This window comes from Holdemania sp. Marseille-P2844 (genome assembly GCF_900120005.1).
Lineage (GTDB): Bacteria > Bacillota_I > Bacilli_A > Erysipelotrichales > Erysipelotrichaceae > Holdemania.
This window is the reverse complement of record NZ_LT635450.1, coordinates 102,423-124,571: the sequence shown is the minus strand read 5'-3', so window position 1 is coordinate 124,571 and position 22,149 is coordinate 102,423. Positions and strand designations below refer to the sequence as shown.

Genomic DNA, 22,149 nt, shown 5'->3' with positions numbered 1-22,149 from the left:
CGGCGTAGAATAATCACAAAACAGGAGGGGATATTATGATCGAAACTCCGGCTCAGGCAGTGATCTTATTTTTTATTTACAGTTTTTTAGGGTGGGTTTGCGAGTGTCTCTATTGTTCCATCGGTCAGCGTAAATGGATTAACCGCGGTTTTTTAGCGGGACCTTACTGTCCGATTTACGGCTTTGGCGGCGTTTTTGTTTTGACGCTGCTGGAGCCGGTCGCGGATTCGTACGGGATGGTTTTCCTCTGGGGCGTCGTGATAACCAGCACGCTGGAATATCTGACCAGTTTTGTGATGGAGAAAATGTTTCATACCCGCTGGTGGGATTATTCCCGGTATCGTTTTAATCTCAACGGCCGGATCTGCCTGTTGAATTCGACGCTGTTCGGCTTGATGTGCCTGTTTGTGGTGTACGTCATTCACCCGCCGATCTATAACGCCGTCCAGCGGATTCCGCTGCCGCTGTTGTGGGCTGTCAATGCCGCGTTGTTGATCTATTTCTCCACCGATGTGTTCAAGACGGTGCATGCGCTGCTAAGGCGGAACAAGGAATTTGTCGAACTGGAAAAGTGTATGCAGGAGCTGCGTGAAGCGATGAAGAACGTCGATCAGGTCGGTGAAGACGTGCCGTTTTACGAGCGGATTCAGGCCGTGATGGATTCGACGGATGCGGATGAACAGCTCTCGGCGATCATTGACAAGATGGTCAGCCGAATCGATTTGATTCCCAAGCGGACTTTTAAAATTCGTTCACGTCTGAACAAGGCATTCCCGCATCAGGTCAACCGGGAATTTTCCAATGAATTCCGCGCCTGGGTGGATCAGACCCGCAACCGCACAAAGAAGGCGATCAACGATAAAAAAGAAGCGATCGCTGAAAAGATCGAAAACACGCTGGGCCGCTGATTGCGGCCCTGTTTTCATACGAAGTGGATACCACGTGCTATGCGCGTGGTGCCAGAGCTTAAAGTGTTAAAAAAACAAATACCCTCCGATATAATGAAGAAGGTCTGACAGCCAACAACAAAATAAAGGAGGGTATTTGTCAAATGAATGACAAAAACAGTTTATCACACACGACATGGCGATGCAAATATCACATCATCATCGTTCCAAAATATCGAAGAATGGTGATCTATAACAAATTGAGGTTGGACATCGGAAAGATTCTGAGAATGTTGATCGAAAGAAAACCGGGATGCAAGCTATTGGAAGCGGAAGCGTGTCCAGATCATGTGCATATGTTGATCGAAATACCACCGAAGTATGGCATCTCAGAGTTTATGGGATATTTGAAAAGTAAATCAACATTAATGATCTTTGAACGACATGCCAACATGAAGTACAAATTCGGGAACAGAAAATTCTGGGCAAGAGGGTACTATGTGGATACGGTAGGAAAGAATGAAAAAGTAATCAAAGAGTATATTCAAAACCAGTTGCAGGAAGACAAACTGGCAGATCAAATGAGCATGAAGGAATTTATCGACCCGTTTACGGGTGAGCCGGTGAAATAAAGCAATAGGGAAGCCTCTTTGAGAGGCAGCTGGAGAAAGTGTTGCAGCTGTCAGGCCNAATTCGGGAACAGAAAATTCTGGGCAAGAGGGTACTATGTGGATACGGTAGGAAAGAATGAAAAAGTAATCAAAGAGTATATTCAAAACCAGTTGCAGGAAGACAAACTGGCAGATCAAATGAGCATGAAGGAATTTATCGACCCGTTTACGGGTGAGCCGGTGAAATAAAGCAATAGGGAAGCCTCTTTGAGAGGCAGCTGGAGAAAGTGTTGCAGCTGTCAGGCCTCAATGGGCGAAGGCCCAGTGCAACAAAAGGCCCTTATAGGGCCAGAGGATACCACCCGTTTTACGGGTGGTTTTGATGGAGAAACACCGCTGCTAAAATCCGCTTTGCCAAACTGTCGGACATCGGAGAAAGAAGGAAGGCTGTACGCAAGGCGGATAGGATATACTGAGAATAGAAAATTCATTTCCTTCCGGAAAGCGGAATCGACGAATGAATTGAGGAGAATTGTGAATGAAGGATATCGGTGGGATCGATCCCCAGCTGAAAAGCATCGCGAAGAAGATTCCGTATAACCGGCTTATGATCAAGCTGGCGAAGCCATATCAAACGCTCGCGCTGAAAGGCACGAAGCTTTTGGAAGGCGTTGCTTGCCGCCGGATTTCGCTGAAGGAAAACGGTCGGAATTTACCGGTGGATATTTATGAGCCGGCTGCGGCGACAGAGCAGCTCCCATGTCTGTTGATGATCCACGGCGGCGCGTTCAGTTATAAGGCATCGGCTTATCATAAAAAGCTGGCCTGCCTTTATGCGGCGGAGGTTCGCTGCCGGGAAACATCGTTATTGTCTGGTGATGGAGAAAACGGGCAGCTCTGTTGCAATCGAAGGTTTCTATCGGATTATGGAAGACTAGGAACATGCGTTAACGACATTCCGACAAAGCTTCTGCATAAGCATAATGACAAAATGAAGGATAAATGAGTATCATTGATTTTAAAATGAGGAATAAACAGAGAAGCGGCGGTCATGAAGCATTGGACCGCCGTTTTGATATAGACCGGAATTAGCGGGGGAAAGAATGAAAACGCTGAACCGATAGTCAGACTGCCGGTCATCAGTGGCAATGATCAGAACCCGGAAAATCTGTCGACGATCCGTGTAATGATTGAACCGCAAACCATCCATACTAACCCTGAAATGGGGTGATCGCGATGCCGAGCGCGCATAAGGGAGCGATATCGTTTGGTCTGGTGCATATTCCGATCCAGCTGCAGGTAGCGGTGCGGGAGCATGATCTGAGCTTTAATCAGCTGTGTAAGAAAACCGGCGAACGAATTCGCTATAAAAAGTTTTGTCCCTCCTGCAATAAGGAAATCAAACAGGATGAAATTGTCAAAGGCTATGAATATGAAAAAGATAAATATGTCATCATCAGCGGCGAGGATTTGGAAAAAATCCAGACAGAGAAGGATAAGACGATCCAGATTTTAAAATTTGTCAAAGAGGCGGAAGTGGATCCGATTTACTTTGAGAAAAACTATTATGCCCAGCCGGATAAGCAAGGGCAGAAGGCGTTTGATCTGTTGCGGGAAGCGATGCTGGCAAGTAAAAAAGCGGCGGTGGCCCGCACGGTATTGGGAACCAAGGAAGCGCTGCTGCTGATCCGGGCGGTCGAGGATGGGATGCGGGTGACCTCGCTGTATTTTGAGGATGAAATCGTCACGGCCCCGGCCAAAACCGCAAGCAAGCTGACCAAGGCTGAGGTCACGATGGCGAAGCAGCTGATCGATCAGCTCAGCGGCCCGTTTGACATTGGGGATTATCACGACGAGTATCAGGAACGACTGCGCAATTTGATCGAACGGAAAATCCATGGTCAGGAAATTGTGAAGGTGAAGGAAAAACAGAGTGTTCAGGCTGTGGATCTGATGGAAGCTCTGAGCCAGAGCCTGAAGCAGACCACCAAGGCCAGGACGGCGCGGAAACGGACCGGGAAAAGCTTATCATGAGCGATCTGTTTGATCAGCATGGCTATGCTCCGATGTTGATCGGCCGCAGCGAGGAAGCGTTTGACAGCGAGGACTATCTCTACGAAATCAAGTGGGACGGCACCCGCTGTCTGGCGTATTGCTCGGATCATACGGAATTGATCAACAAGCGCGATAAACTGCTCAACGATCAATTCCCCGAACTGCTGAATCTGCATCGCTGTCTGCCAAAAACTGCGGTCCTGGATGGGGAGATCGTCGTCTTCCATGACGGCAAGCCGGACTTCTACGCGCTGCAGCGCAGGGAAATGCTGCGCAGCGCCTTCCGCATTCGATTGGCGCAGGAAAGCGATCTGGCGACGTTTATCGTGTTTGATATTCTCGAATATAACGGAAAAGACCTGACCGGACTGCCGTTAGTCAAACGCAGGGAGAAACTGAAAAGTTTTAAGGAAAGTGAAACAGCCGTTTGTTCGCGGGTCTATCTGTATGAAGGGGAAAAGCTGTACGCCTGGACGCAGCGGCAGAATCTGGAAGGGATCGTCGCCAAAGAAAAAACCAGTTTGTATCAATGCGGCAAGCGGACAAGCTCCTGGATCAAGATTAAAAATCTGAAGGATGAGGATTTCGCAGTCTGCGGCTACATCCGAAAAGAGCGCAATGTGCTGAGTCTGGTGCTGGGGCAATATCAGGGAAAAACGCTCGTATATAAAGGGCATGTCACGCTGGGGGTAAGTGAAGCCCTGCTGGAAAAGAAACTGCCGGTAACGCCGGACTGTCCGTTTCCGGAAACGCCGAAAAATCATGAACACGCCGTCTGGCTGAAACCGAAGCTGGTCTGTACCGTCAAATATATGGATAAAACGTCGGCCGGCTCGCTGCGCCAGCCGGTGCTGAAAGGCTTCCGGGAGGATAAAACGGCGAAAGAATGCAAAACTGACGAAGCAAAGTAGAATTTCCTTTCTTTAAATAAGAAAAAGAAGTACAATAAGATCAGGAAGGAGGCGGATAAGTATGAACGTCTTTCAGGTATTTGATTCCGCAAATCTTGACCGCTGCCGCTTTTATATCGGCATGTCAGCATTTCTGATCTTTTTCTTCTTTGTAGTCACGCTGGTTTCACAAAATAATGATTGGTTGATTTTAGCGGGGATTTCAATTCTGGGCTGGCTGATCGCGATGGCTTTCTGGGCCGGGCAGCGCCGTAAGATCCGGGAGTTCCTGCGAGCCCATCCGCTTCATGAACCCTATCGCTGCATCGACACGACGTTTTTCAGCGAACAGGAAATTCTGTCGGCCAGTCTGGACAAGCTGACGTATTGCCGCTATGACGAGGTGCTTCAAGCCTATCACAACGATAATCCATGGGAAAAGACGCGGCCTGGCTACAAAGGAATACATACCGTAAGTGTTTCGACAAAGCAGGGAGCGATTCTGATTCGCGTCAGCGATGGACAGCGGGCGGAACTGCTGGTCCGTTGGATCAACGGGAAGAAAGCGGGCAATGGGACAGTGCAGCTGGAGGAGCTGGATAACTGGTCGATCAAAACGCGCTTTTAACGGCTTCTGTCATTCCGTGAATTCAAGAATGGAAAAGAAATCGGGAATTGGAAAAAATGAAAACAGAGATCTGAAAGCACAGGGTGAATCGCCTGTGCTTTTTTAAGCTTCAGCAGCGAAGAGAGCAGGGCTGAGGGAGATTTGCCTGCGTTTTACAGCCGGTAAAGACAGATTTCCTCCCACTTCCGGCGGGAATTTGCCGGTTTTCTCAGAAGATCAAAATTCAATAACCAGCGGTGTGAAATTTGCGAAGCAATGGAATCAAGCTGGTGCGACGGAGCAGTAAAAAAGCCGAAGTCTGACTTCGGCCTCAATTCAAAGTTTGCGGTCGGAAAGCAGCTCGGCCCGCTCGATCATCTTGCTGAATTTATTAAAATTGCTCTTCATGATATTCAGATACAGCGCGTCGATCAGATACAGCTGGGAACAGCGCATCGTCGTGACGTTCAGCCGGGTTTCCGTTTCAAAAGAAACCGTCTTTAAGATCAGATCCGCGTAGCTGTGCAGCGTATTCTTCGCCATCCGCGTCATCGCGATGATCGGCATGTCATGTTCCTTGGCGATCGAAGCGGCCTTGATGACCTCGCGCGTTTCGCCGGATTCCGAGATCAGAAACAGCACGGTATCCTTTTTCGACTGATCAATCAGTGAGTAGATTGTGTGCGGCGTCTGACTTGTCACGCATAACAATCCCATCTTGACCAGCTGGTTGGCGAGATATTCGCAGAACAAATTGGAACTGCCGATACCGAACAGAATAATTTTTTTCGCACTCGTCAGCATTTCGCAGGCTTGCTGGATCGTTTCTTCTTTGTTGTTCTCAAACGTCACTTCGACGATATCGTGATACTGCGCGATAATTTTGCGGTTGGTATCGGTCATTGATTCGTTGACCTGAATTTCCTCGCGGACCAGATCCTGCCGCGGGATCGCTGACAGATCTGCCAGAAGCTCCCGGAAGCTGTTGTAGCCAAGCTTCTGGGAGAAACGGATGATCGTGGACTGACCGATGTGCGTATTGACGGCTAGCTGATGTGAAGTAATCGTCCGGATTTCATCAATATGTTCAAGAATGTAATCGGCGACGAGTTTTTCGGATTGCGTTAAATCCTGATACACAGCTTTTAATTTTGCTTTGAACATGGGCGGTTCCCCCTCTTGTCTTATTGACTTAATTATACAGAATTAAAACAATAACTACAAATAAGTTAATCAAAAAACAACTGGGAACGCTTGACAGATTCCGCGGAATGCAGTAATCTATGGGTAAATAATCCAAACTAAAAGGCGAAATGTTTGGATAAAATACCCAAGGAGGAAGAAAAATGGAGAACAAGGTTTACGATGTCGTCGAGGGTCTTATTCAGAAACTGAAAGCCACGCAGGAAGAAAATGTGGAAAAAACAGCCCGGCTGTTTGCGGATGCGCTGAAAAACGGCGGCATGCTGCAGGCATTCGGTTCCGGACATTCTCAAGCGGGGGCCAGCGAGCTGTGCTTCCGCGCCGGCGGATTCATCCCGACCAAGCAGATTAAAGAACCAGCCAGCGGCGCATATGAAGGAATCGAAGGTGTCGGCACGGCCTTTATGAAGAAGGTGGACGTTCGTCCGAATGACGTTGTCGTTCTGATCTCCAACTCCGGCCGCAATCCGCTGCCGGTGGAAATCGCGCTGGCCGCGCATGAAAAGGGCGCGAAGGTCGTTGCGATCACTTCGCTGGAAGCCTCGAAAAATCTGACGCCGAAGCATTCCTGCGGCAAGAACCTGTGGCAGCTGGCAGATGTTGTAATCGACAACTGCGTCATGGATGGCGATGCTTCGATTGACGTCGAAGGTCTGGATACCCGGATCTGCGGTATGTCCGCGATCACCACGGCGATCCTTGTGCAGGCCTGCGTTTACCGCACGGCGCAGATGCTTTTGGAAGAAGGCATCGTTCCGCCGGTTTTCAAATCGCAGAATATCGACGGCGGGGCGGAATACAACGACAAGCTGCTGGCGCAGTATTTCGACCGGATGTATCACATTTAATTTCATAGTAAACCGAACAAACTAAAAGGGAATTCATGTGCAGAATTCCCTTTTTCATATTATAATAAAAATATGGATGTTCCCTGCCGTTGAAGGCGGGAAGTTAGAAAGGGAAACAAATGAAAAATAAGAGATTTTCACTAAGCCGTCTGATGCTTGCGCTGCTGGCTGTTTTCAGCTTATTGCTCAGCGGCTGCGGAGCACCGTCGGCGCCGTCTGCGTCACCGACACCGTTGGCCGAAGCGGTATCCGTCGAGCATCAGCCGCATCCGTTTGGCGACATGGAGTATGTCCGGCCGGATCTGGACAGTCTGGATCAGAAGATTGCCGACTGTCAGGCGATGGCGGCGGAAGCGGACAAGGAAAGTGAACTGCTGGCCTTGTATGATGAGATTCTGGAGGATATCCGGCATCTGGATACGATGGATTCCCTGGCTACGATTCACTACAACCTTGATACGACCGATGCCTTCTATGAAGAAGAAATGACGACGTTGGATAACTATTACACGCGCTTAGACAACAAAATGAACGAGCTGACCGGCACGATTCTGGAATCCAGCTATCAGGATGCCGCAAAAGCAGCCTGGGGCGAGGAATTTATCGAGCGATATGAGATCAATTCCAAGCTGAATTCGCCGGAAATTGAAGAACTGAGCGAACAGGAAAATGATCTGGTTACGCAGTACACGAAGCTGCTGGCCTCCGAATACACGACCGAACTGAACGGACAGACAGTCACAGTGAACGATCTGGATTTGACCACCGACGAGGGAATTCAGGCGTACAATGAGATTTATGAAAAGAAGAATGCGGAGCTGGGCGGCATTTATCTGCAGCTGCGCGATCTGCGTATTCAGATTGCTGAAAAGCTGGGTTACGACAATTATACGGAGTATGCCTACGATGTCTTAGGCCGCGATTATACACCGGAAGACGCGCACAATTTCAGTGAGAAAATCAGAACGGAAATGCTGCCGGCATTCGGTCAGATGATCAGCAAGCATTATGACGAGCTGGTCAATGCGATCGAGGGCATGCAGGCGGGCGAGGGCGATCTGGAAGCGGCGCTGCCGATCCTGAAAACGGCGCTGCAGAAGGAATTCCCGGGCAAGATGAGCGAAGCTCTGGATTATATGCAGAATAACAAATTGTATGATTTCAGCGCGGAACCGAATAAAATGCACGCAGGCTATACGACGATTCTTAACGAATATTCTGCGCCGTTTATGTTTATCAATTCTTCTGACTACCGTCAGCCGGACACGGTTATCCATGAATTTGGACATTACTACAACTTCTATCTGATGCCGGAATTGAAGTGGAATGATAACAACAATCTGGATGCTGCGGAAATTCATTCGCAGGCGCTGGAGCTGTTAATGCAGCCGTATTATGACCAGTTCTTCGGCGCCGATCAGGCGGAAGGGCAGAAGGTTTTTTCAATTTACAACATGATCAGCTCGATTCTGCAGGGATGCGCAGAAGATGAATTCCAGCAGGCGGTTTTTGCCAATCCGGATCTGACGCTGGAGGAAGTCAACGAGCTGCATTCTGAGATTTTCTATCAGTTTACCGGCAGCGAGCTGTATTATGAATGGGTTGAAATTCATCACCACTTTGAAACACCGTTCTATTATATCAGCTATGCAACCTCGGCGATTTCCGCCTTGGAAATCTGGGCGCAGAGTCTGGATGATCGGAATCAGGCGTTGTCCACCTACAACCAGATCACCCAGTTCACGACGAATTTCAAATACCGCGATGCTCTGACCAGCAGCGGCTTGAAGGATCCGTTCACGTCGGATTGTGTCAGCGAGATTGCCGCAAAGGTCAAAGGTTTGTAAAATAAGAACAGGCGAAGCAGGGGAAACTCTGCTTCATTTTTAGGTCAGGAAGCAGTGAAGGTTTAAAATAGGACTGGAAAAGCGAAAGGGACTCCGCTATAATAAGACATGCATTAACGTGAACGATTTGAAGTCGTTTAACGTTGCAGGCCATGTCCTGTTTCCGTAGCTCAGCTGGATAGAGCACCGCCCTCCTAAGGCGGGTGTCGGGCGTTCGAATCGCCTCGGGAACACCAATCAAGAACGACCGGAAGTCTTGTCAGGATTTCCGGTTTTTTATATGCAATATATTCTAAAGTTGCCTGAAGCTTATTGAAAACAGCCCTCGTCAGGTGAAGCTGAAAAGCGCTGGGGCGCAGAAGAGACAACAAAAAAGAACTCAAAAAAAACCGACGGCAATCGTCTTGACACCAATGGAATTCTTCATGAGGTCTCACCCGGGAACGTCGTTTTTATCTTTCAATAATCCAATTTGTAATTCCAAGCCGCGGGGAAGCGTTGCCGCCCTGAAATGGGTAGCGTCGTTTGGTACCCATTTTTCAAGCTGTGAATGCTAAGATAAAGCCAACAAAAGGAGGCTCAAGCAGCGAATGAAAAAGGAATTTCCAAACGGTTTTTTATGGGGCGGCGCAACGTCCGCAGCCCAGCTGGAGGGCGGTTTTGACGAAGGCGGCAGAGGCCCGTCCCATCTTGATTATCTCAAGCATATTCCATTAGCGGAAAGAAACGGACGCAGTCTGATGCAAATCACGGAAGAAGAATATCTGGAAAATAAAGCACAGGCTTGCCAGAGGAATCTGGCCTTCCGCCGCGGCAACGATTTTTATCATCATTTCAAGGAAGATATCCGTTTGTTCGGTGAGATGGGGTTTAAGACATTCCGGATGTCGATAGCCTGGTCGCGCCTGTTTCCAACGGGAACGGAAAAAGAACCGTTGAAGGAAGGCGTTGAATTCTACCATCAGGTTTTCAGAGAATGCCATAAATATCACATTGAACCGCTGGTCACGATGATCCATTACGACATGCCAGCCACGCTGACTGAAACGGTCAACGGCTGGGAAGATCCGGTTGTGATCGACTATTTTTTAACCTATACAAAGTTTTTGATTGACGAATATAAGCAGGAAGTCAAATACTGGCTGACGTTCAACGAGATCAATATGATCTGCTGGAGTCCGTATTTGGGCGGCGGCATGTTTGTTGAGAAAAGTAAGCGGGATCGGTTATCCTGTATTCATCAGGCGCTGCATCATCAGTTCATCGCCAGCGCTTTAACCGTGAAATACGCGCATGACACAGCGCCGGGCATTTTGATCGGCAACATGACGCAGCGCTCGCAAACCTATCCGCTGACCTGCAAGCCGGAAGACGTATTCTTAACTCAGAAAAGCGACCAGTTCAATCTGTTTTTTAACGACGTGATGGTTTTTGGCGAGTATCCGTATTTCATAAAAAAATATTATGAAGAACAAAATATTAAAATTGATCCTGTCGATAATTATGAAGCCATCTTGAAAGAAGGCACTGTCGATTTCATCTCGTTCAGTTATTATTTCACCAATGTTGTGACCAGTGAACCGGGCAAGACGGAACCGTTCGAGAATTTTGTCAAGCAGCAGAAAAATCCATATTTGCAGGCATCGGACTGGGGATGGACAATCGACCCGATGGGCCTGAGGATTGCTTTAAATGAATTGTATGACCGGTATCATTTGCCATGCTTTGTTACGGAGAATGGTCTGGGCGCGTTTGATCAGCTGAAGGAGGACGGCGCAGTCCATGACGACTACCGGATCAATTATCTGCGCGAACATATCGAAGCGATGAAGGCGGCAATCGACGATGGCGTCGAGCTGATGGGCTATACGACCTGGGGCTGCATCGACCTTGTCAGCATGAGCGACATTCAGATGTCAAAGCGATATGGATTCATCTATGTCGATGCGGACGATTTTGGTCAGGGTACTTATCAGCGTTATAAGAAAGATTCCTTTGCCTGGTATAAAAAGGTAATCGCGACCAACGGCCGCGATTTAGCATAAGCTATAATTTCCATTCGTCAAACAGCCGTCATGCGATCAGACGGCTGTTTGACGAATTTATTCCGCAACGATTCCATAGTTACGATAATAAACGCTGTAAAGACTATCGAAGAAATAACTGACGCCATACTTGGCATACGCCGTTTTGATGTGATGGCAATCCATAGAGCTGATCAGGATGACTTGATCATAAGGCGTCTGGATTTCCGGCTGATGCGAGGCGGTGATTAAAATTTTTTTGCTGGACAGCGGCTGGATAAAATCATGATAAGCTTCAGCGAATTTTCCCATTGCGGAAACGACGAGTATGAGATCATCAGCCGAGGCTTTTTTCAATCGGTCATGATCGTCCGGCGAAGCGACGACGCGGACCAGCTTGCCGCATAGAATCATCGGACGCTGAAAATCCTTCAGCGCGGAAATGGAAGAATAGGAAGCCAGAAGATAGACGGTGCGGGCGTCGTGAATCTGCGATGCCAGACGGCTTAACAACGGTTCGCTGATCCTGCCCTTCATATCGCGCACCATCTGAATCATCTCTTCGCACAGATGATCGCGGAAATCACTTTTTTCAGAAAGGGCGGTGAAATACTGATAGGAATCTTGTTCATGGCGGCAGGAAAGCTTGAGTTCGCTGAAATTCGCGTAACCCAGCTTGCCGCAGAAACGATGGATACTGCTGCGGGGAACATGGCAATCTTCAGCGAACTGATAAATATTCAATGTCCCCAGCGTATTATAATGCTTTAAAAGATATTCGGCCAGCACAACCTCGACCGAGGCGGACGGACTGTCGTTAACGATCGAACACAAGCGGCTGGCTAAACGTAAGCCAAACGAATTGGCTTTTTTCTGCGTGGTCATTTCACCTGTTCGGGATCTTTGTTTTCTTCAATTAAAAGCCGTTCGCTGATGTAGGAAACCAGGATCTCGATAAAGATATGAAAGATGGCCTGTTCATCCAGAAAGACACCCTTGACCTTGATGTTGGGCAGCAGGATGAAATGGGTCGCGTATTTTTTATAGATCGTGTTGGGATTCATCGTGACCACCACGACCGTTTTCTTTGTGTCATGACAGGTCTGGATATACGTGTTCAGCGGAGTGGAGCTGACGCCTCGGACCGTGAAGAAAAAGAAGATTTCATTCTCGGCGGAGGAGGAAGCCAGCGAGTGGAGCATCAGCGTATCGGTGATGACCTCGGATTCGATGTCGATGTTGATCAGCCGGTATTTAAACTGCATTGCCGTAAAACCGGAACGGTTATAGCCGCACAGCCGGATTTTCCTGGCGCTGAGTATTTTTTTTGCCAGGGTGATAAAATCTTTTTCTTTCAGATACTGGCGGATATTTTGAATCGCCAGCGTATAGGAGTCCAGGATGTAATCAAATTTACTTTCATGGACTTCCTCAGGCACGCTGCTGTGACCGACGAGCGAAAAGTCATATTTGAATTCAGAATAGCCGGAATAACCTAATTTCTTGGCGAAACGCAAAATGGCCGATTTGGAGACATGACATTTCTCCGCTAAATCGACGATGGTGGAAGCTTCGCGGATGATAATCCAGTAGTCTTCCTTGATACAGTTGTAAATCAGTTCATCACTTTTAGTGAAATTCGGCTTTGCCGCTTCAATGCGATCAATGATATTCATATTTCATATTATAGCATAAAGGATGAGGAAGAAACTGGGAAAAAAACAGTTTTAAGAAATTTTTCATTTTATTATTGATAAATTTCTCAAATCATGTAAGAATGAAGATGTGGAAAATATTTGCAAATAGATGACACATGAGCTCGGTTCCTGTTATGAAAGGAGGATGTAGATTTACTCTACACATGGTATTATGCAGAAAATAATGGGGATTTTGGAAAAGCCACTGGGTAAATTCTCTGCGTTCATTCAAAACAATAATTTTACATCTGCGATTGTCCGGGGCATTACGATTTCCATTCCGGTCACGATTGTCGGCGGACTGGCGACTTTAATTACGGCAGCTCCGGATCCGGCAATTCTTGGGGAAGGGAATTTCTTCTACGGCGTGCTTGCTTTGTGGCAAAGTCTGGCGCAGGGAAGTTTGGGAACATTTGCGGCACTGGTCAACAATGTGACAATGAATATGCTTTCCGTCTACTGTCTGCTTGCGATCACTTACAATCTGGCCGATTCTTACAAGCTGGACAAAATGACTTCGTGCATGACGTCGGCCGTCTTGTTCTTCATGATCGGCTGCACCTTCGACGGCGGTATTTCAATGGGCTTCTTAGGCGGACGGGGATTGTTCTTCGCGATGTTTGTGTTCTGCCTGTCGGTCTTTATCACGCATGTCCTGTTTGAGAAAAATATCAAAATCACGCTGCCGGATTCGGTACCTCCGAATGTCTCGGCGCCGTTTGAACAGCTGATACCGCTGGTCATCAACGTCATCGTCTTCTATTTGCTTAACGTTTTGTGCCAGAAAGCGACCGGCGTGATCATTCCGGATTTCATCCTGAACGTCTTCAAGCCGTTATTGAGCGCCTCCGACACGCTGCCGGCGATGTTGATCTATGTCTTTTTGCTTAATGCCCTGTGGGTCATCGGCGTTAACGGCGGCAATATCGTCAATTCCGTCATGAGTTCCGTGCTGTTAATGAATCTGGCTGAGAATGCCGAGGCGTATGCGGCCGGCCAGTCGATGACGCATATCTTCTGTTATTCACCGAACAACGCGATCATGAACACCGGCGGCAGCGGCGCTGCCCTGGCCCTGGTGATCGCCGCGCTGATCGTCGCCAAATCCGATCATTTAAAAGCGATTACGCGCTTGGGCGGCGCAGGAACGATTTTCAATATCAGCGAACCGATCGTTTACGGCTATCCGATCGTACTGAACAGCTATCTGTTTATTCCGTTTATCTTTGTTCCGATGATCAACACGACGATTTTCTATTTCTTAATGAGCACGAATATCATCGGGAAGATGTTCATCAACGTACCGTGGGTTCTTCCGTCTCCGATTCAGCTGGCATTGGCGACGCTGGACTGGAAAGCTGCGGTCGTCTGGATCTTACTGATCGTCCTCGACGTGCTTCTGTATCTGCCGTTTGTTAAGCTGTACGACAAGCAGCTGCTGAAGGAACAGGGAACACTGGAAACAAAAAATTAAAGTGCGGAAAAGGCGCGGAATAAAAGCGCCTTTCCAGTTTGGCAGGGACGCCTGAAAATGGGAGGAAAACGATGAAACATATTTTGCTGGTCTGCGCAAGCGGAATGTCTACAAGTCTGATGGTCAAACGCATGAAAACCGCCGCACAGGAACAAGGCTTTGAATGCACGATCGAAGCGGTCGGCAACGCCTATGTGCGGGAAAAACGGGGCAGTATTGATATCTTGATGGTCGGACCGCAGCTGCGATTCAGCTATGATGCCCTGGTTAAAGAGTTCCCGGAAATTCCGGTCGTGCTGATTGATATGCTTGCCTATGGCAAAATCGACGGCAAGAAAGTGCTGGAAGACGCGAAGAAAGCGATGGGGGTCGCATGAATCAGGAACAATTTGAAGAAATCTGCTTTCAGATCATCACGTTTGCCGGGGAAGCCCGCTCTTCCTTTGTCGAAGCCTTGAGGCACGCGAAGGACGCGGATAAGTCGAAAGCGCGGGAGCTGTTGGCGGAAGGCAATCGACATCTGATTCAGGCAGAGAAAGTCCACATGCAGCTGATCCAGCAGGAAGCCGCAGGCGAAACCGTGCAGGTCAAGATGATTTTAACGCATGCCGAGGATCTCATGATGTCCGCCGATACGATTCATGTGCTGTGTGAAGAACTGATCTCGCTGCTTTAGTGAGAAAGGAGAAAACGAAGATGAGTGAAATGCAATTCGGCAAGGATTTCCTGTGGGGCGGCGGATTTGCGGCGAATCAGATGGAGGGGGCGGCGTTTGAGGATGGAAAAGGTCTGTGCGTCGCAGATATTAACGAATATCAAAAAGACATTCCATTGGAGAAACGCAGCAACGCTGAAATCACGACCGCAGTCATTCAGAACGCGGTCCATGCGGAAGGACGGAATTTCCCGAAACGCCGCGGAATCGACTTTTATCATACTTACAAAGAAGACCTGAAACTTCTGGGAAAGGACGGACTGGGACTGACGTCGTTTCGGACGTCGATCAACTGGGCGCGGATTTTTCCGCAGGGCGATGACGCGGAGCCGAATGAAAAAGGGCTGGAGTTTTACGACCGTCTGATTGACGAAATTCTGGCGAATGGGATGGAGCCGATGATCACGATGTCGCATTACGAGATGCCGCTGGCTCTGACGCTGAACTACCGCGGCTGGTATTCAAAAGAGACGATCGGCTTTTTCGAGAAATACGGGAAAGTGCTGCTCGACCGGTATCATGATAAGGTCAAAAAATGGATTCTGGTGAATCAGATCAATCTGATTACGCACGAATCGTTTAATCATCTCGGCATTGCCAGCGATCAGGTGGACAATCTGGCGGAAGCGAAAATGCAGGGCGTCGTCAACGAGATGATCGCCTGTGCGGGGATTACCGAATATGCCCATAAGCATTATCCGGATAACGAAATCGGGATGATGTTGTGCGGTGGTCCGGCCTACCCGGCAACGTGCCGGCCAGAGGATGTGCTGGCGACGGTGCGGCATAACCAGATGGAATACTTCTACGGCGACGTACTGCTGCGCGGAAAAATTCCCGGCTATGCGCTGCGCTATTTTAAAGACAATGGCTGGAAGATTCGTATCTCGCCAGCGGAAGAGGAGAAATTGCGTCATCACTGCGACTTTTTCAGCTTTTCCTATTATTACACCCGGTTGTGCGATCAGGCCCATTTTGAACAGGGCAACGAAGTGTTCCGCAATCCGGAGCTTCCCGCTAACCCATGGGGCTGGTCAGTGGATCCGCTGGGCCTGCGCACGTTTCTGAATTTGTTTTACGACCGCTATCAATGTCCGATTTATATCACGGAAAACGGGATTGGATTGTTCGATCAAATAACGGAGGAAGGCCATATTCATGACGACTATCGGCCTGCGTTTTACCGTGAGCACATCCGGCAGATGAAGGAAGCGCTGGCGGACGGCGTGGATCTGCGGGGGTATTATTTCTGGGCTCCGCTGGACATCGTCAGCTGCTCGTCCAGCGAGATGAGTAAGCGGTATGGTTTTATTTACACGGATATCGACGACGAGGGAAAGGGAAGCGGCCGGCGGATTCCGAAGGATTCCTATACCTGGCTGAAAAAAGTGCTCGCTTCCCGGGGCGAAGATTTAGATTGATTCTTCAATCAAGCCCGGTACAGGAAAGGACACTATGGAAAAAAGAAAAAATTGTTTGTTTTTTATTGCGGACCAGCTGCGGGCGGACAGTCTGAGCTGTCTGGGCAATACCGAGCTGACGACGCCGAATTACGACGCGCTGGCCAAGGAAGGGATTCTGTTCGAAAATGCGTTTTGTCAGTCGCCGATCTGCGTTCCCAGCCGCTGCAGCTTTAATACCGGCTGGTATCCGCACACCAACGGTCATCGGACGATTCATTACTTTCTGGAGAAGGACGACCCGAGTCTTTTAAAATCCTTGAAAAAGAAGGCTTAATAGTGATAAGGAACTAATTTACTTATCAACTGTTGGCTGACGGTTTCCGGGGTGCATACGGACAAATCCCGTCTGATTTCTAACAAGAGTCAGACGGGAGTTTCATTTTATAATGCGAATTATGGAGGATATATCACGAGTACCTTATTATCTTGCACCTACAATATGGACAACTGCTGTGTGGAACTGAAATTCAGCGATGGAAGTATGATTGCGATTGACACGATTACCGTTGAGAACGAAGTTGCAGACAATATGTATGAACGGTCAGAACCGGACTATCTGATCTATAATGACCCGATTGGGTATGCAGACCTTATCTTGAACGGCGATCCGGAAAATTATTTGAAAACTGTAACTGAGTATAAGCCTTTAAATAGTTGATTAACGTACCGTCCGTGGGGAAAATTCTACGGACGGTTTTTATTAAAATTTCTATGCTGATTAAAGGCAGCAGTACATACTATGTAAAAGTGGCTTGGCATAGCTAAAAAGCTGTGTCAGGCCACTTTCCTTTTATAAATTACTTTTTACCGACAATTCCATCAATCAGTGTAGAAATGGAGTCGAGCTGGGCATCGTTCAGCATTTTCAATTTTTGTATCAGGTTGTCCAGCTTTTCAGGATTTGAGGTGTCTGTATCAAAAAAGGCACTTGGTGTAATGTTCAGATACTCACATATATAAAAGAAGGTTCCCATAGATGGGAGCGCTTTGCCGCTCTCTATATTATTGATGTAACCAGCATTTTGACCAAGGGATAGGCTCATATCACGGGCAGACACACCCTTTTTAGCTCTAAGCTGTGCCAGTCTTAGAGGAAAATCAGAATCGTACATAGGATCACCGCCTTTTTGTTATATTGTATCCATTAAGCACGAAATTCTGTTGGAATCAATCCGTGATTTGCGTTGCAATAACGGAACAGTTCAGCTATAATAAAAAGGTATATCGGATTAAAGGCGATATGCGTTAGAAATGTGCTTTTCCTGCTGTGTCTTGCGGCAAATTTGTTTGAAGATTGGGTACAATATGGATGCAGAACAAATTTGATTGTAAATCTCAGGAGGAAACCAAAATGAAAGAAAGAAAAATTACAAATACCCAAATGGAGTCTTATCATCAATATTTGATCCGGGAAGAAAAAAGCACGGCAACCGTGGAGAAGTATCTCCGGGATGCGCGTGCTTTTGTCGTTTATGTTGGTGGTGGAATTGTAACCAAGGAGGTGGTGATGGCTTACAAGAAGGAATTGCAGATCAAAGAATATGCGGTACGTTCCATCAATTCCATGTTGGCAAGTCTGAATAGTTTTCTGGACTTTCTCGGTTGGTCTGACTGCAAGGTGAAAGCCATGAAGCAGCAGAAGCAGGTCTACTGTACCGAGGAAAAGGAACTGTCCAAGGCAGAGTACCTACGCCTGTTGGAAGCGGCGAAGAGTAAGCCCCAACTGCAACTGGTGATGCAGACGATCTGCGGCACCGGTATTCGTGTTTCAGAGCTGAAGTTCTTCACGGTTGAAGATGTGAAACGGGGCGAAGTCATTGTGAATTGCAAGGGCAAGAGCAGAACGATTCTGATTCCCGGCAAGCTGAGAAAGCTGCTGCTGGACTATGCTAAAAAAGAAAAAATCCGTTCCGGCGTGATCTTTCTCACCCGAAACGGAAAACCTTTGAATCGAAGCTGTATCTGGGCGCAGATGAAAGCGTTGTGTGAGGAAGCAGGGGTAAATCCCAGCAAGGTATTTCCACACAATCTGCGTAAGCTCTTTGCCCGCACTTTTTATGGGATTGAAAAGGACATTGCGAAGCTGGCTGACATTTTAGGTCACAGCAGCATTGATACGACCCGCATTTATATTATGACCACTGGCACCGAGCACCGCAGAAAAATTGAGCGGCTTGGACTGGTCATATAGGGAATAAAAAAGCCCTAACATAATTCATATTATGTCAGGGACCACAGTATCTGCAAACATAATTATCCAATTTTCAATCAACGCAAGTATAGCATACATAGCTTGAAAAATCAAGATAGAACATGGAAAAAGTACATTTCACTTTCAAACAAACTCAAAATAGTTTTCTGCCTTATCGACGGGCAACACAAAAACACCCTCATAGTCGATTTTTCAAAAAAACCGTTGGGAGGGTGTGCTTTTGTGCGCTCAAAAATAGGTAAAGCCATTTTTGACAACTGAATAACAGTCAATAAGCACGACATTATATGAATTTTGTCAGGGTTCATTAGTAGAAGGGCCTGACATTATATGAATTATGTGCGGCAGAGCTAAAGCAGATGGTCTGCGGCAAGCCAGCGCTGCAAGTCATGATCGTGGCCGTGCTTATAGAAAAATTAGGCGGCGGTCAGCAGATCGTCGCTTTTCCTGTTTTCAAGATCAACGAGAGAAGCCCTTCTCTCAGAAAAGAAAGAAGGTCATATATAGAAGTCATGAGTAAAACTGTAAAAAGAATATGGAACTGGTTCACAACTGTCCTTGTGGCAGTCGTTGTGATTCTTGCGCTGCTTCTGGTGGGTGCAAGGCTGATCGGCTTGCAGGTGTTCACCGTCCTTTCGGGAAGCATGGAGCCTACCTATCATGTTGGCTCCCTGATCTATGTAAAGAATGTTGACCCCTTCGAACTGGAAAGCGGCGATGTGATTACCTTTATGCTGGACGAAGATACTGTTGCCACTCACCGCATTGTGGAGGTTGTTCCCGATGAGACTGACTCCACCGTTGTACGCTTTAAGACCAAAGGCGATGCAAATGAAGCGGAAGATGGCTCCCTTGTACATTATAAAAATGTAATTGGCTCTCCGGTGTTCACCATTCCGCAGCTGGGCTATGTAGCCAATTATATCCAGAACCCGCCCGGCACATACATTGCAATTTCTGCCGGGGCAATTCTGCTTCTGCTGGTGTTCCTGCCTGATCTGTTCGGCGGCGAAGACGACAAGGAAAAGAACCCGAAGCGGAAGAAAAAGCAGGGCAAGTTTGAACAGCCCCGCAACTCTTAACGAGGGCAATGCCGAAAGGCTCCCTATATACATTTTAATAAGGAGGAAACCAAGATGAAAAGCAAACACAAGGCATTGCTCCTGTCGATGTGTGCGGTACTTTTAGTAGCCGTATCCATCTTCGGCACGCTTGCCTACCTGACCGACAAAGATACTGTCACGAATACATTCACAGTCGGCTCCGTGGGTCTGTCTTTGGATGAAGCTGACGTGAAAACGGATGGTTCCTATGAAACCACTCACGATTCCCGTGTGCAGGCTAATGAGTATCACCTGCTCCCTGGTCATACCTACTACAAAGATCCTACTGTGACTGTGGATGCCGGCAGTGAAGCTGCGTATGTCCGCATGATTGTAACTGTCGAAAACATCGACCAGTTGAAGCTGGCTCTGCCTAACGATGGTGCAACTGCCCAGTATTACGGTACGGATGGCACTTTCCTGCTCCAGATGCTCTGTGTAGATGAAAACGGCACCTGCACTTGGGATGCAAACACCTGGAAGATGCAGGAATATACACAGTCTACTGACGGTAAGAACGGCGTTTATGAATTCCGCTATAAGGAAATCGTAGCCAAGTCTGAGAACGATACTGTTCTGCCTGATCTGTTCACTCACATTACTGTTCCTGGGGAGATCGACAACACCCATCTTGCATACCTGAAAGATGTCAAGATCATTGTGAACGCTCATGCTATTCAGGCAGATGGCTTCGAAGATGACGAAACAGGCGCATGGACTGCTTTCGGCACACAGAACCCTTAACTCTTTGTTTTCACCGGATGTGAACTCGTGTTCCTCCATCTGTTGAAATAACCCAAAGTAAAAAATCGAAGAAAGGAGGAACACGACATGAGCAAAGGCAGATACGAACACAAGGGTCGTCGTCGCCGCAGAACTTTTGGCAGCAAGTCTCTGGCTCTGGTTCTGGCCTGCGTCCTGCTGGTTGGCGGTGTGATCGGCGGTACTCTGGCTTGGCTGACTGCTGATGGTGGTTCTGTGACGAATACCTTCACGGAATCCGACATCGACATTAAATTGGAAGAGACGAAGCCTGTAGATAAGACAGCGCCTATGGTTCCCGGCTGGACGATTGAGAAAGACCCAAAAGTGACTGTTGAGGATGGCAGTGAGGATTGCTGGCTGTTTGTCAAAATCACTGAGTCCACTACGCCTGGTCTGGATGCCTATATCAGCTATGCAATTGCTGCTGGTTGGGAGATTGTAGAACCCACTAATACAAGCGGTACGCTTGCAACTATCAGTACATTGGCTGATGAAATCGTCATTGGTCGAAAGGTCTACAAGGATGACACCATTAAAGAGTTCAGTATTCTCGGTGCAGGTTCTTATACCGACCCTATGGGCGATGAAGATGACTTCACAATCACCTGGGGTGAAAATCAGGTTTGCGTAAAGCCTTCTGTTACCGAACAGATGATGGAAGCAATCACCGGTACAGGCAAGACACAACCTACCCTGAGCTTCCAGGCTTATGCAGTACAGCTCTTTAAGACTAACAGCGACGGCGACAAGGCAAAAACAGCTGATGAGTTTACCGCAGCCGAAGCATGGGCAAGAGCAGCTGACATGAACACCACTCCTTAACCCCATTTTGATGCAAAAGGCAAAGCCTTTTACATAACAAGCAAAAATCCAATTTAAGAAAGGAAATTTAAAACTATGAAGAAGAAAATTCTTTCCCTCTGCCTAGTCGTAGCCCTGGCAGCAACTGCCGTTATCGGCGGCACTCTGGCTTATTTCTCCGATACTGATGCACAGAAGAATACCTTCACCACCGGCAAGGTAGCTATTGACCTGTGGGAAGACTTCGGTGATAACGATGCTCAGGGTATCGAAGAACTGATCCCTGCTACTGGCTCCGCCCAGGCAGGCACTCTGAAGAACGGCATCGAAAAGGAAGTTTATGTTGATAACATTGGCACCGAAGATGCTTACGTTCGTGTGCACATCGCTGTCCCCGCCATTTTGGATGACGGCGATCCTAGCTTCAACGCCGCTGCCAACACCCTGCACTGGAACTTCCAGAACTATGGCAACAAATCCTGGAACTGGACAGCCACCGCAAACGCTGCCGGCTACGATGCAAAAGACTGGAACTTCTACACCATCACCATCGATGATATCAAATACAACGTCTATGTTGCTACTTACGAGACCATCCTGAAGAATGGTGAGACCACTCCCAATGCTATCCATCAGGTCTATCTGGATTCCAAGACCACCAACGAAAACATCGAAGGTATTAAGAACGTTCTGGGCGACAACTGGTATATCTACGTAGCAGCAGAAGGTACTCAGGCAGCAGGCTTCAACAATGCTTATGAAGCTCTGAACACTGCATTCGGTGATCCTACTGATTCTGCTTACACCAGCAAGATCGATTGGAAGACTGTTTCTGGTAAGACCTGGGTTGATACCGAAGCAACTGTTAATCCTTAATTAAATTTCTTGGCTCCCTCCCTTCGGGGAGGGGCCATATGAGAGTACCCGAAGTTGAAAAATCGGCTTCG

24 protein-coding genes, 1 tRNA gene and 1 pseudogene are annotated in these 22,149 nt (G+C 47.8%); 22 read left to right on the top strand and 4 right to left on the bottom strand.

Annotated features, from left to right (window positions below):
• Positions 1-35: 35 nt before the first annotated feature.
• The 7 genes and pseudogenes from BQ7364_RS05330 to BQ7364_RS05300 all read left to right on the top strand — a co-directional run bounded on the left by BQ7364_RS05330 (position 36) and on the right by BQ7364_RS05300 (position 5,071).
• Positions 36-908 carry a putative ABC transporter permease gene (locus tag BQ7364_RS05330; protein WP_072683758.1) on the top strand — a complete coding sequence of 291 codons (873 nt, stop codon included), beginning with the start codon at positions 36-38 and terminating at the stop codon, positions 906-908.
• A 143-nt stretch (positions 909-1,051) separates the two neighbouring features.
• Positions 1,052-1,519: an IS200/IS605 family transposase gene (tnpA, locus tag BQ7364_RS05325; protein ID WP_072683757.1), complete on the top strand. Its 468-nt coding sequence runs from the start codon at positions 1,052-1,054 to the stop codon at positions 1,517-1,519.
• A 60-nt stretch (positions 1,520-1,579) separates the two neighbouring features.
• A pseudogene (locus tag BQ7364_RS05320) lies at positions 1,580-1,747 on the top strand (transposase); the annotation flags it as partial.
• Between the two features lie 289 nt (positions 1,748-2,036).
• The gene (locus BQ7364_RS05315) at positions 2,037-2,504 is read left to right on the top strand and encodes a hypothetical protein (RefSeq protein WP_195548301.1); all 468 of its coding nucleotides are present in this window, start codon (positions 2,037-2,039) and stop codon (positions 2,502-2,504) included.
• Positions 2,505-2,734: 230 nt separating this feature from the next.
• Entirely contained in the window at positions 2,735-3,532 is a 798-nt protein-coding gene (locus BQ7364_RS05310; protein WP_072683756.1) for a non-homologous end joining protein Ku, read from the top strand.
• The gene (gene ligD, locus BQ7364_RS05305; RefSeq protein WP_072683755.1) at positions 3,529-4,464 is read left to right on the top strand and encodes a non-homologous end-joining DNA ligase; all 936 of its coding nucleotides are present in this window, start codon (positions 3,529-3,531) and stop codon (positions 4,462-4,464) included. The genes BQ7364_RS05310 and ligD overlap by 4 nt, the downstream gene beginning before the upstream one ends.
• A gap of 61 nt (positions 4,465-4,525) precedes the next feature.
• Complete coding sequence (locus tag BQ7364_RS05300) at positions 4,526-5,071, top strand: hypothetical protein (protein ID WP_072683754.1); 546 nt, start codon at positions 4,526-4,528, stop codon at positions 5,069-5,071.
• A gap of 315 nt (positions 5,072-5,386) precedes the next feature.
• On the opposite strand, the gene BQ7364_RS05295 is transcribed toward BQ7364_RS05300, so the two are convergent.
• Entirely contained in the window at positions 5,387-6,214 is an 828-nt protein-coding gene (locus BQ7364_RS05295) for a MurR/RpiR family transcriptional regulator (protein WP_072683753.1), read from the bottom strand.
• A 182-nt stretch (positions 6,215-6,396) separates the two neighbouring features.
• On the opposite strand from BQ7364_RS05295, the gene BQ7364_RS05290 reads away from it, so the two are divergent.
• From BQ7364_RS05290 to BQ7364_RS05275, 4 genes are all read left to right on the top strand, one after another.
• Positions 6,397-7,101, top strand: coding sequence for a sugar isomerase domain-containing protein (locus BQ7364_RS05290; protein ID WP_072683752.1), 705 nt, complete (start codon positions 6,397-6,399; stop codon positions 7,099-7,101).
• 119 nt (positions 7,102-7,220) lie between these two features.
• Positions 7,221-8,948, top strand: a complete 1,728-nt coding sequence (locus tag BQ7364_RS05285; protein ID WP_072683751.1) for a gluzincin family metallopeptidase — start codon at positions 7,221-7,223, stop codon at positions 8,946-8,948.
• 159 nt (positions 8,949-9,107) lie between these two features.
• Positions 9,108-9,184, top strand: a tRNA-Arg gene (locus tag BQ7364_RS05280).
• 354 nt (positions 9,185-9,538) lie between these two features.
• Positions 9,539-10,993 carry a glycoside hydrolase family 1 protein gene (locus BQ7364_RS05275; RefSeq protein ID WP_072683750.1) on the top strand — a complete coding sequence of 485 codons (1,455 nt, stop codon included), beginning with the start codon at positions 9,539-9,541 and terminating at the stop codon, positions 10,991-10,993.
• A 57-nt stretch (positions 10,994-11,050) separates the two neighbouring features.
• On the opposite strand, the gene BQ7364_RS05270 is transcribed toward BQ7364_RS05275, so the two are convergent.
• Complete coding sequence (locus BQ7364_RS05270; RefSeq protein WP_072683749.1) at positions 11,051-11,857, bottom strand: MurR/RpiR family transcriptional regulator; 807 nt, start codon at positions 11,855-11,857, stop codon at positions 11,051-11,053.
• Positions 11,854-12,648 (bottom strand): MurR/RpiR family transcriptional regulator, encoded by a 795-nt coding sequence (locus BQ7364_RS05265; protein WP_072683748.1) that lies wholly within the window; start codon positions 12,646-12,648, stop codon positions 11,854-11,856. The genes BQ7364_RS05270 and BQ7364_RS05265 overlap by 4 nt, the downstream gene beginning before the upstream one ends.
• Before the next feature lie 193 nt (positions 12,649-12,841).
• Between BQ7364_RS05265 and BQ7364_RS05260 the strand changes: the two genes are divergently transcribed.
• The 6 genes from BQ7364_RS05260 (at position 12,842) to BQ7364_RS05235 (ending at position 16,979) form a co-directional block, all read left to right on the top strand.
• Entirely contained in the window at positions 12,842-14,143 is a 1,302-nt protein-coding gene (locus tag BQ7364_RS05260; RefSeq protein WP_072683747.1) for a PTS sugar transporter subunit IIC, read from the top strand.
• Between the two features lie 71 nt (positions 14,144-14,214).
• On the top strand, positions 14,215-14,520 hold the full coding sequence (locus BQ7364_RS05255; RefSeq protein WP_072683746.1) for a PTS sugar transporter subunit IIB: 306 nt from the start codon (positions 14,215-14,217) through the stop codon (positions 14,518-14,520).
• Positions 14,517-14,819, top strand: a complete 303-nt coding sequence (locus BQ7364_RS05250) for a PTS sugar transporter subunit IIA (RefSeq protein ID WP_072683745.1) — start codon at positions 14,517-14,519, stop codon at positions 14,817-14,819. The genes BQ7364_RS05255 and BQ7364_RS05250 overlap by 4 nt, the downstream gene beginning before the upstream one ends.
• A gap of 20 nt (positions 14,820-14,839) precedes the next feature.
• Complete coding sequence (locus tag BQ7364_RS05245) at positions 14,840-16,279, top strand: glycoside hydrolase family 1 protein (protein WP_072683744.1); 1,440 nt, start codon at positions 14,840-14,842, stop codon at positions 16,277-16,279.
• A gap of 34 nt (positions 16,280-16,313) precedes the next feature.
• Positions 16,314-16,595, top strand: a complete 282-nt coding sequence (locus BQ7364_RS05240) for a sulfatase-like hydrolase/transferase (RefSeq protein WP_072683743.1) — start codon at positions 16,314-16,316, stop codon at positions 16,593-16,595.
• A gap of 132 nt (positions 16,596-16,727) precedes the next feature.
• On the top strand, positions 16,728-16,979 hold the full coding sequence (locus BQ7364_RS05235) for a DUF6061 family protein (protein ID WP_369802546.1): 252 nt from the start codon (positions 16,728-16,730) through the stop codon (positions 16,977-16,979).
• A gap of 139 nt (positions 16,980-17,118) precedes the next feature.
• Here the strand turns inward: BQ7364_RS05235 and BQ7364_RS05230 are convergent, their stop codons facing one another.
• Positions 17,119-17,433 (bottom strand): helix-turn-helix domain-containing protein, encoded by a 315-nt coding sequence (locus BQ7364_RS05230; RefSeq protein ID WP_072683741.1) that lies wholly within the window; start codon positions 17,431-17,433, stop codon positions 17,119-17,121.
• A 239-nt stretch (positions 17,434-17,672) separates the two neighbouring features.
• On the opposite strand from BQ7364_RS05230, the gene BQ7364_RS05225 reads away from it, so the two are divergent.
• From BQ7364_RS05225 to BQ7364_RS05205, 5 genes are all read left to right on the top strand, one after another.
• The gene (locus BQ7364_RS05225; RefSeq protein ID WP_072683740.1) at positions 17,673-18,512 is read left to right on the top strand and encodes a tyrosine-type recombinase/integrase; all 840 of its coding nucleotides are present in this window, start codon (positions 17,673-17,675) and stop codon (positions 18,510-18,512) included.
• A 380-nt stretch (positions 18,513-18,892) separates the two neighbouring features.
• Positions 18,893-19,615: a signal peptidase I gene (locus BQ7364_RS05220; protein ID WP_083538444.1), complete on the top strand. Its 723-nt coding sequence runs from the start codon at positions 18,893-18,895 to the stop codon at positions 19,613-19,615.
• 54 nt (positions 19,616-19,669) lie between these two features.
• Complete coding sequence (locus BQ7364_RS05215) at positions 19,670-20,380, top strand: SipW-dependent-type signal peptide-containing protein (RefSeq protein ID WP_072683739.1); 711 nt, start codon at positions 19,670-19,672, stop codon at positions 20,378-20,380.
• A gap of 87 nt (positions 20,381-20,467) precedes the next feature.
• Complete coding sequence (locus tag BQ7364_RS05210) at positions 20,468-21,223, top strand: hypothetical protein (RefSeq protein ID WP_072683738.1); 756 nt, start codon at positions 20,468-20,470, stop codon at positions 21,221-21,223.
• 75 nt (positions 21,224-21,298) lie between these two features.
• Positions 21,299-22,078 carry a TasA family protein gene (locus BQ7364_RS05205; protein ID WP_072683737.1) on the top strand — a complete coding sequence of 260 codons (780 nt, stop codon included), beginning with the start codon at positions 21,299-21,301 and terminating at the stop codon, positions 22,076-22,078.
• The last annotated feature ends 71 nt before the right edge of the window (positions 22,079-22,149 follow it).

Excerpts from the sequence above, each read along its gene's own strand:
- BQ7364_RS05220 (WP_083538444.1), top strand. The coding sequence starts at position 18,893 with ATGGTCTGCGGCAAGCCAGCGCTGCAAGTCATGATCGTGGCCGTGCTT.
- BQ7364_RS05265 (WP_072683748.1), bottom strand. The coding sequence starts at position 12,648 with ATGAATATCATTGATCGCATTGAAGCGGCAAAGCCGAATTTCACTAAA.
- BQ7364_RS05270 (WP_072683749.1), bottom strand. The coding sequence starts at position 11,857 with ATGACCACGCAGAAAAAAGCCAATTCGTTTGGCTTACGTTTAGCCAGC.
- BQ7364_RS05300 (WP_072683754.1), top strand. The coding sequence starts at position 4,526 with ATGAACGTCTTTCAGGTATTTGATTCCGCAAATCTTGACCGCTGCCGC.
- BQ7364_RS05230 (WP_072683741.1), bottom strand. The coding sequence starts at position 17,433 with ATGTACGATTCTGATTTTCCTCTAAGACTGGCACAGCTTAGAGCTAAA.
- BQ7364_RS05290 (WP_072683752.1), top strand. The coding sequence starts at position 6,397 with ATGGAGAACAAGGTTTACGATGTCGTCGAGGGTCTTATTCAGAAACTG.
- BQ7364_RS05205 (WP_072683737.1), top strand. The coding sequence starts at position 21,299 with ATGAAGAAGAAAATTCTTTCCCTCTGCCTAGTCGTAGCCCTGGCAGCA.
- BQ7364_RS05240 (WP_072683743.1), top strand. The coding sequence starts at position 16,314 with ATGGAAAAAAGAAAAAATTGTTTGTTTTTTATTGCGGACCAGCTGCGG.
- BQ7364_RS05210 (WP_072683738.1), top strand. The coding sequence starts at position 20,468 with ATGAGCAAAGGCAGATACGAACACAAGGGTCGTCGTCGCCGCAGAACT.
- BQ7364_RS05275 (WP_072683750.1), top strand. The coding sequence starts at position 9,539 with ATGAAAAAGGAATTTCCAAACGGTTTTTTATGGGGCGGCGCAACGTCC.
- ligD (WP_072683755.1), top strand. The coding sequence starts at position 3,529 with ATGAGCGATCTGTTTGATCAGCATGGCTATGCTCCGATGTTGATCGGC.
- BQ7364_RS05245 (WP_072683744.1), top strand. The coding sequence starts at position 14,840 with ATGAGTGAAATGCAATTCGGCAAGGATTTCCTGTGGGGCGGCGGATTT.
- BQ7364_RS05285 (WP_072683751.1), top strand. The coding sequence starts at position 7,221 with ATGAAAAATAAGAGATTTTCACTAAGCCGTCTGATGCTTGCGCTGCTG.
- tnpA (WP_072683757.1), top strand. The coding sequence starts at position 1,052 with ATGAATGACAAAAACAGTTTATCACACACGACATGGCGATGCAAATAT.
- BQ7364_RS05315 (WP_195548301.1), top strand. The coding sequence starts at position 2,037 with ATGAAGGATATCGGTGGGATCGATCCCCAGCTGAAAAGCATCGCGAAG.
- BQ7364_RS05255 (WP_072683746.1), top strand. The coding sequence starts at position 14,215 with ATGAAACATATTTTGCTGGTCTGCGCAAGCGGAATGTCTACAAGTCTG.
- BQ7364_RS05330 (WP_072683758.1), top strand. The coding sequence starts at position 36 with ATGATCGAAACTCCGGCTCAGGCAGTGATCTTATTTTTTATTTACAGT.
- BQ7364_RS05225 (WP_072683740.1), top strand. The coding sequence starts at position 17,673 with ATGAAAGAAAGAAAAATTACAAATACCCAAATGGAGTCTTATCATCAA.
- BQ7364_RS05215 (WP_072683739.1), top strand. The coding sequence starts at position 19,670 with ATGAAAAGCAAACACAAGGCATTGCTCCTGTCGATGTGTGCGGTACTT.
- BQ7364_RS05260 (WP_072683747.1), top strand. The coding sequence starts at position 12,842 with ATGCAGAAAATAATGGGGATTTTGGAAAAGCCACTGGGTAAATTCTCT.
- BQ7364_RS05250 (WP_072683745.1), top strand. The coding sequence starts at position 14,517 with ATGAATCAGGAACAATTTGAAGAAATCTGCTTTCAGATCATCACGTTT.
- BQ7364_RS05310 (WP_072683756.1), top strand. The coding sequence starts at position 2,735 with ATGCCGAGCGCGCATAAGGGAGCGATATCGTTTGGTCTGGTGCATATT.
- BQ7364_RS05295 (WP_072683753.1), bottom strand. The coding sequence starts at position 6,214 with ATGTTCAAAGCAAAATTAAAAGCTGTGTATCAGGATTTAACGCAATCC.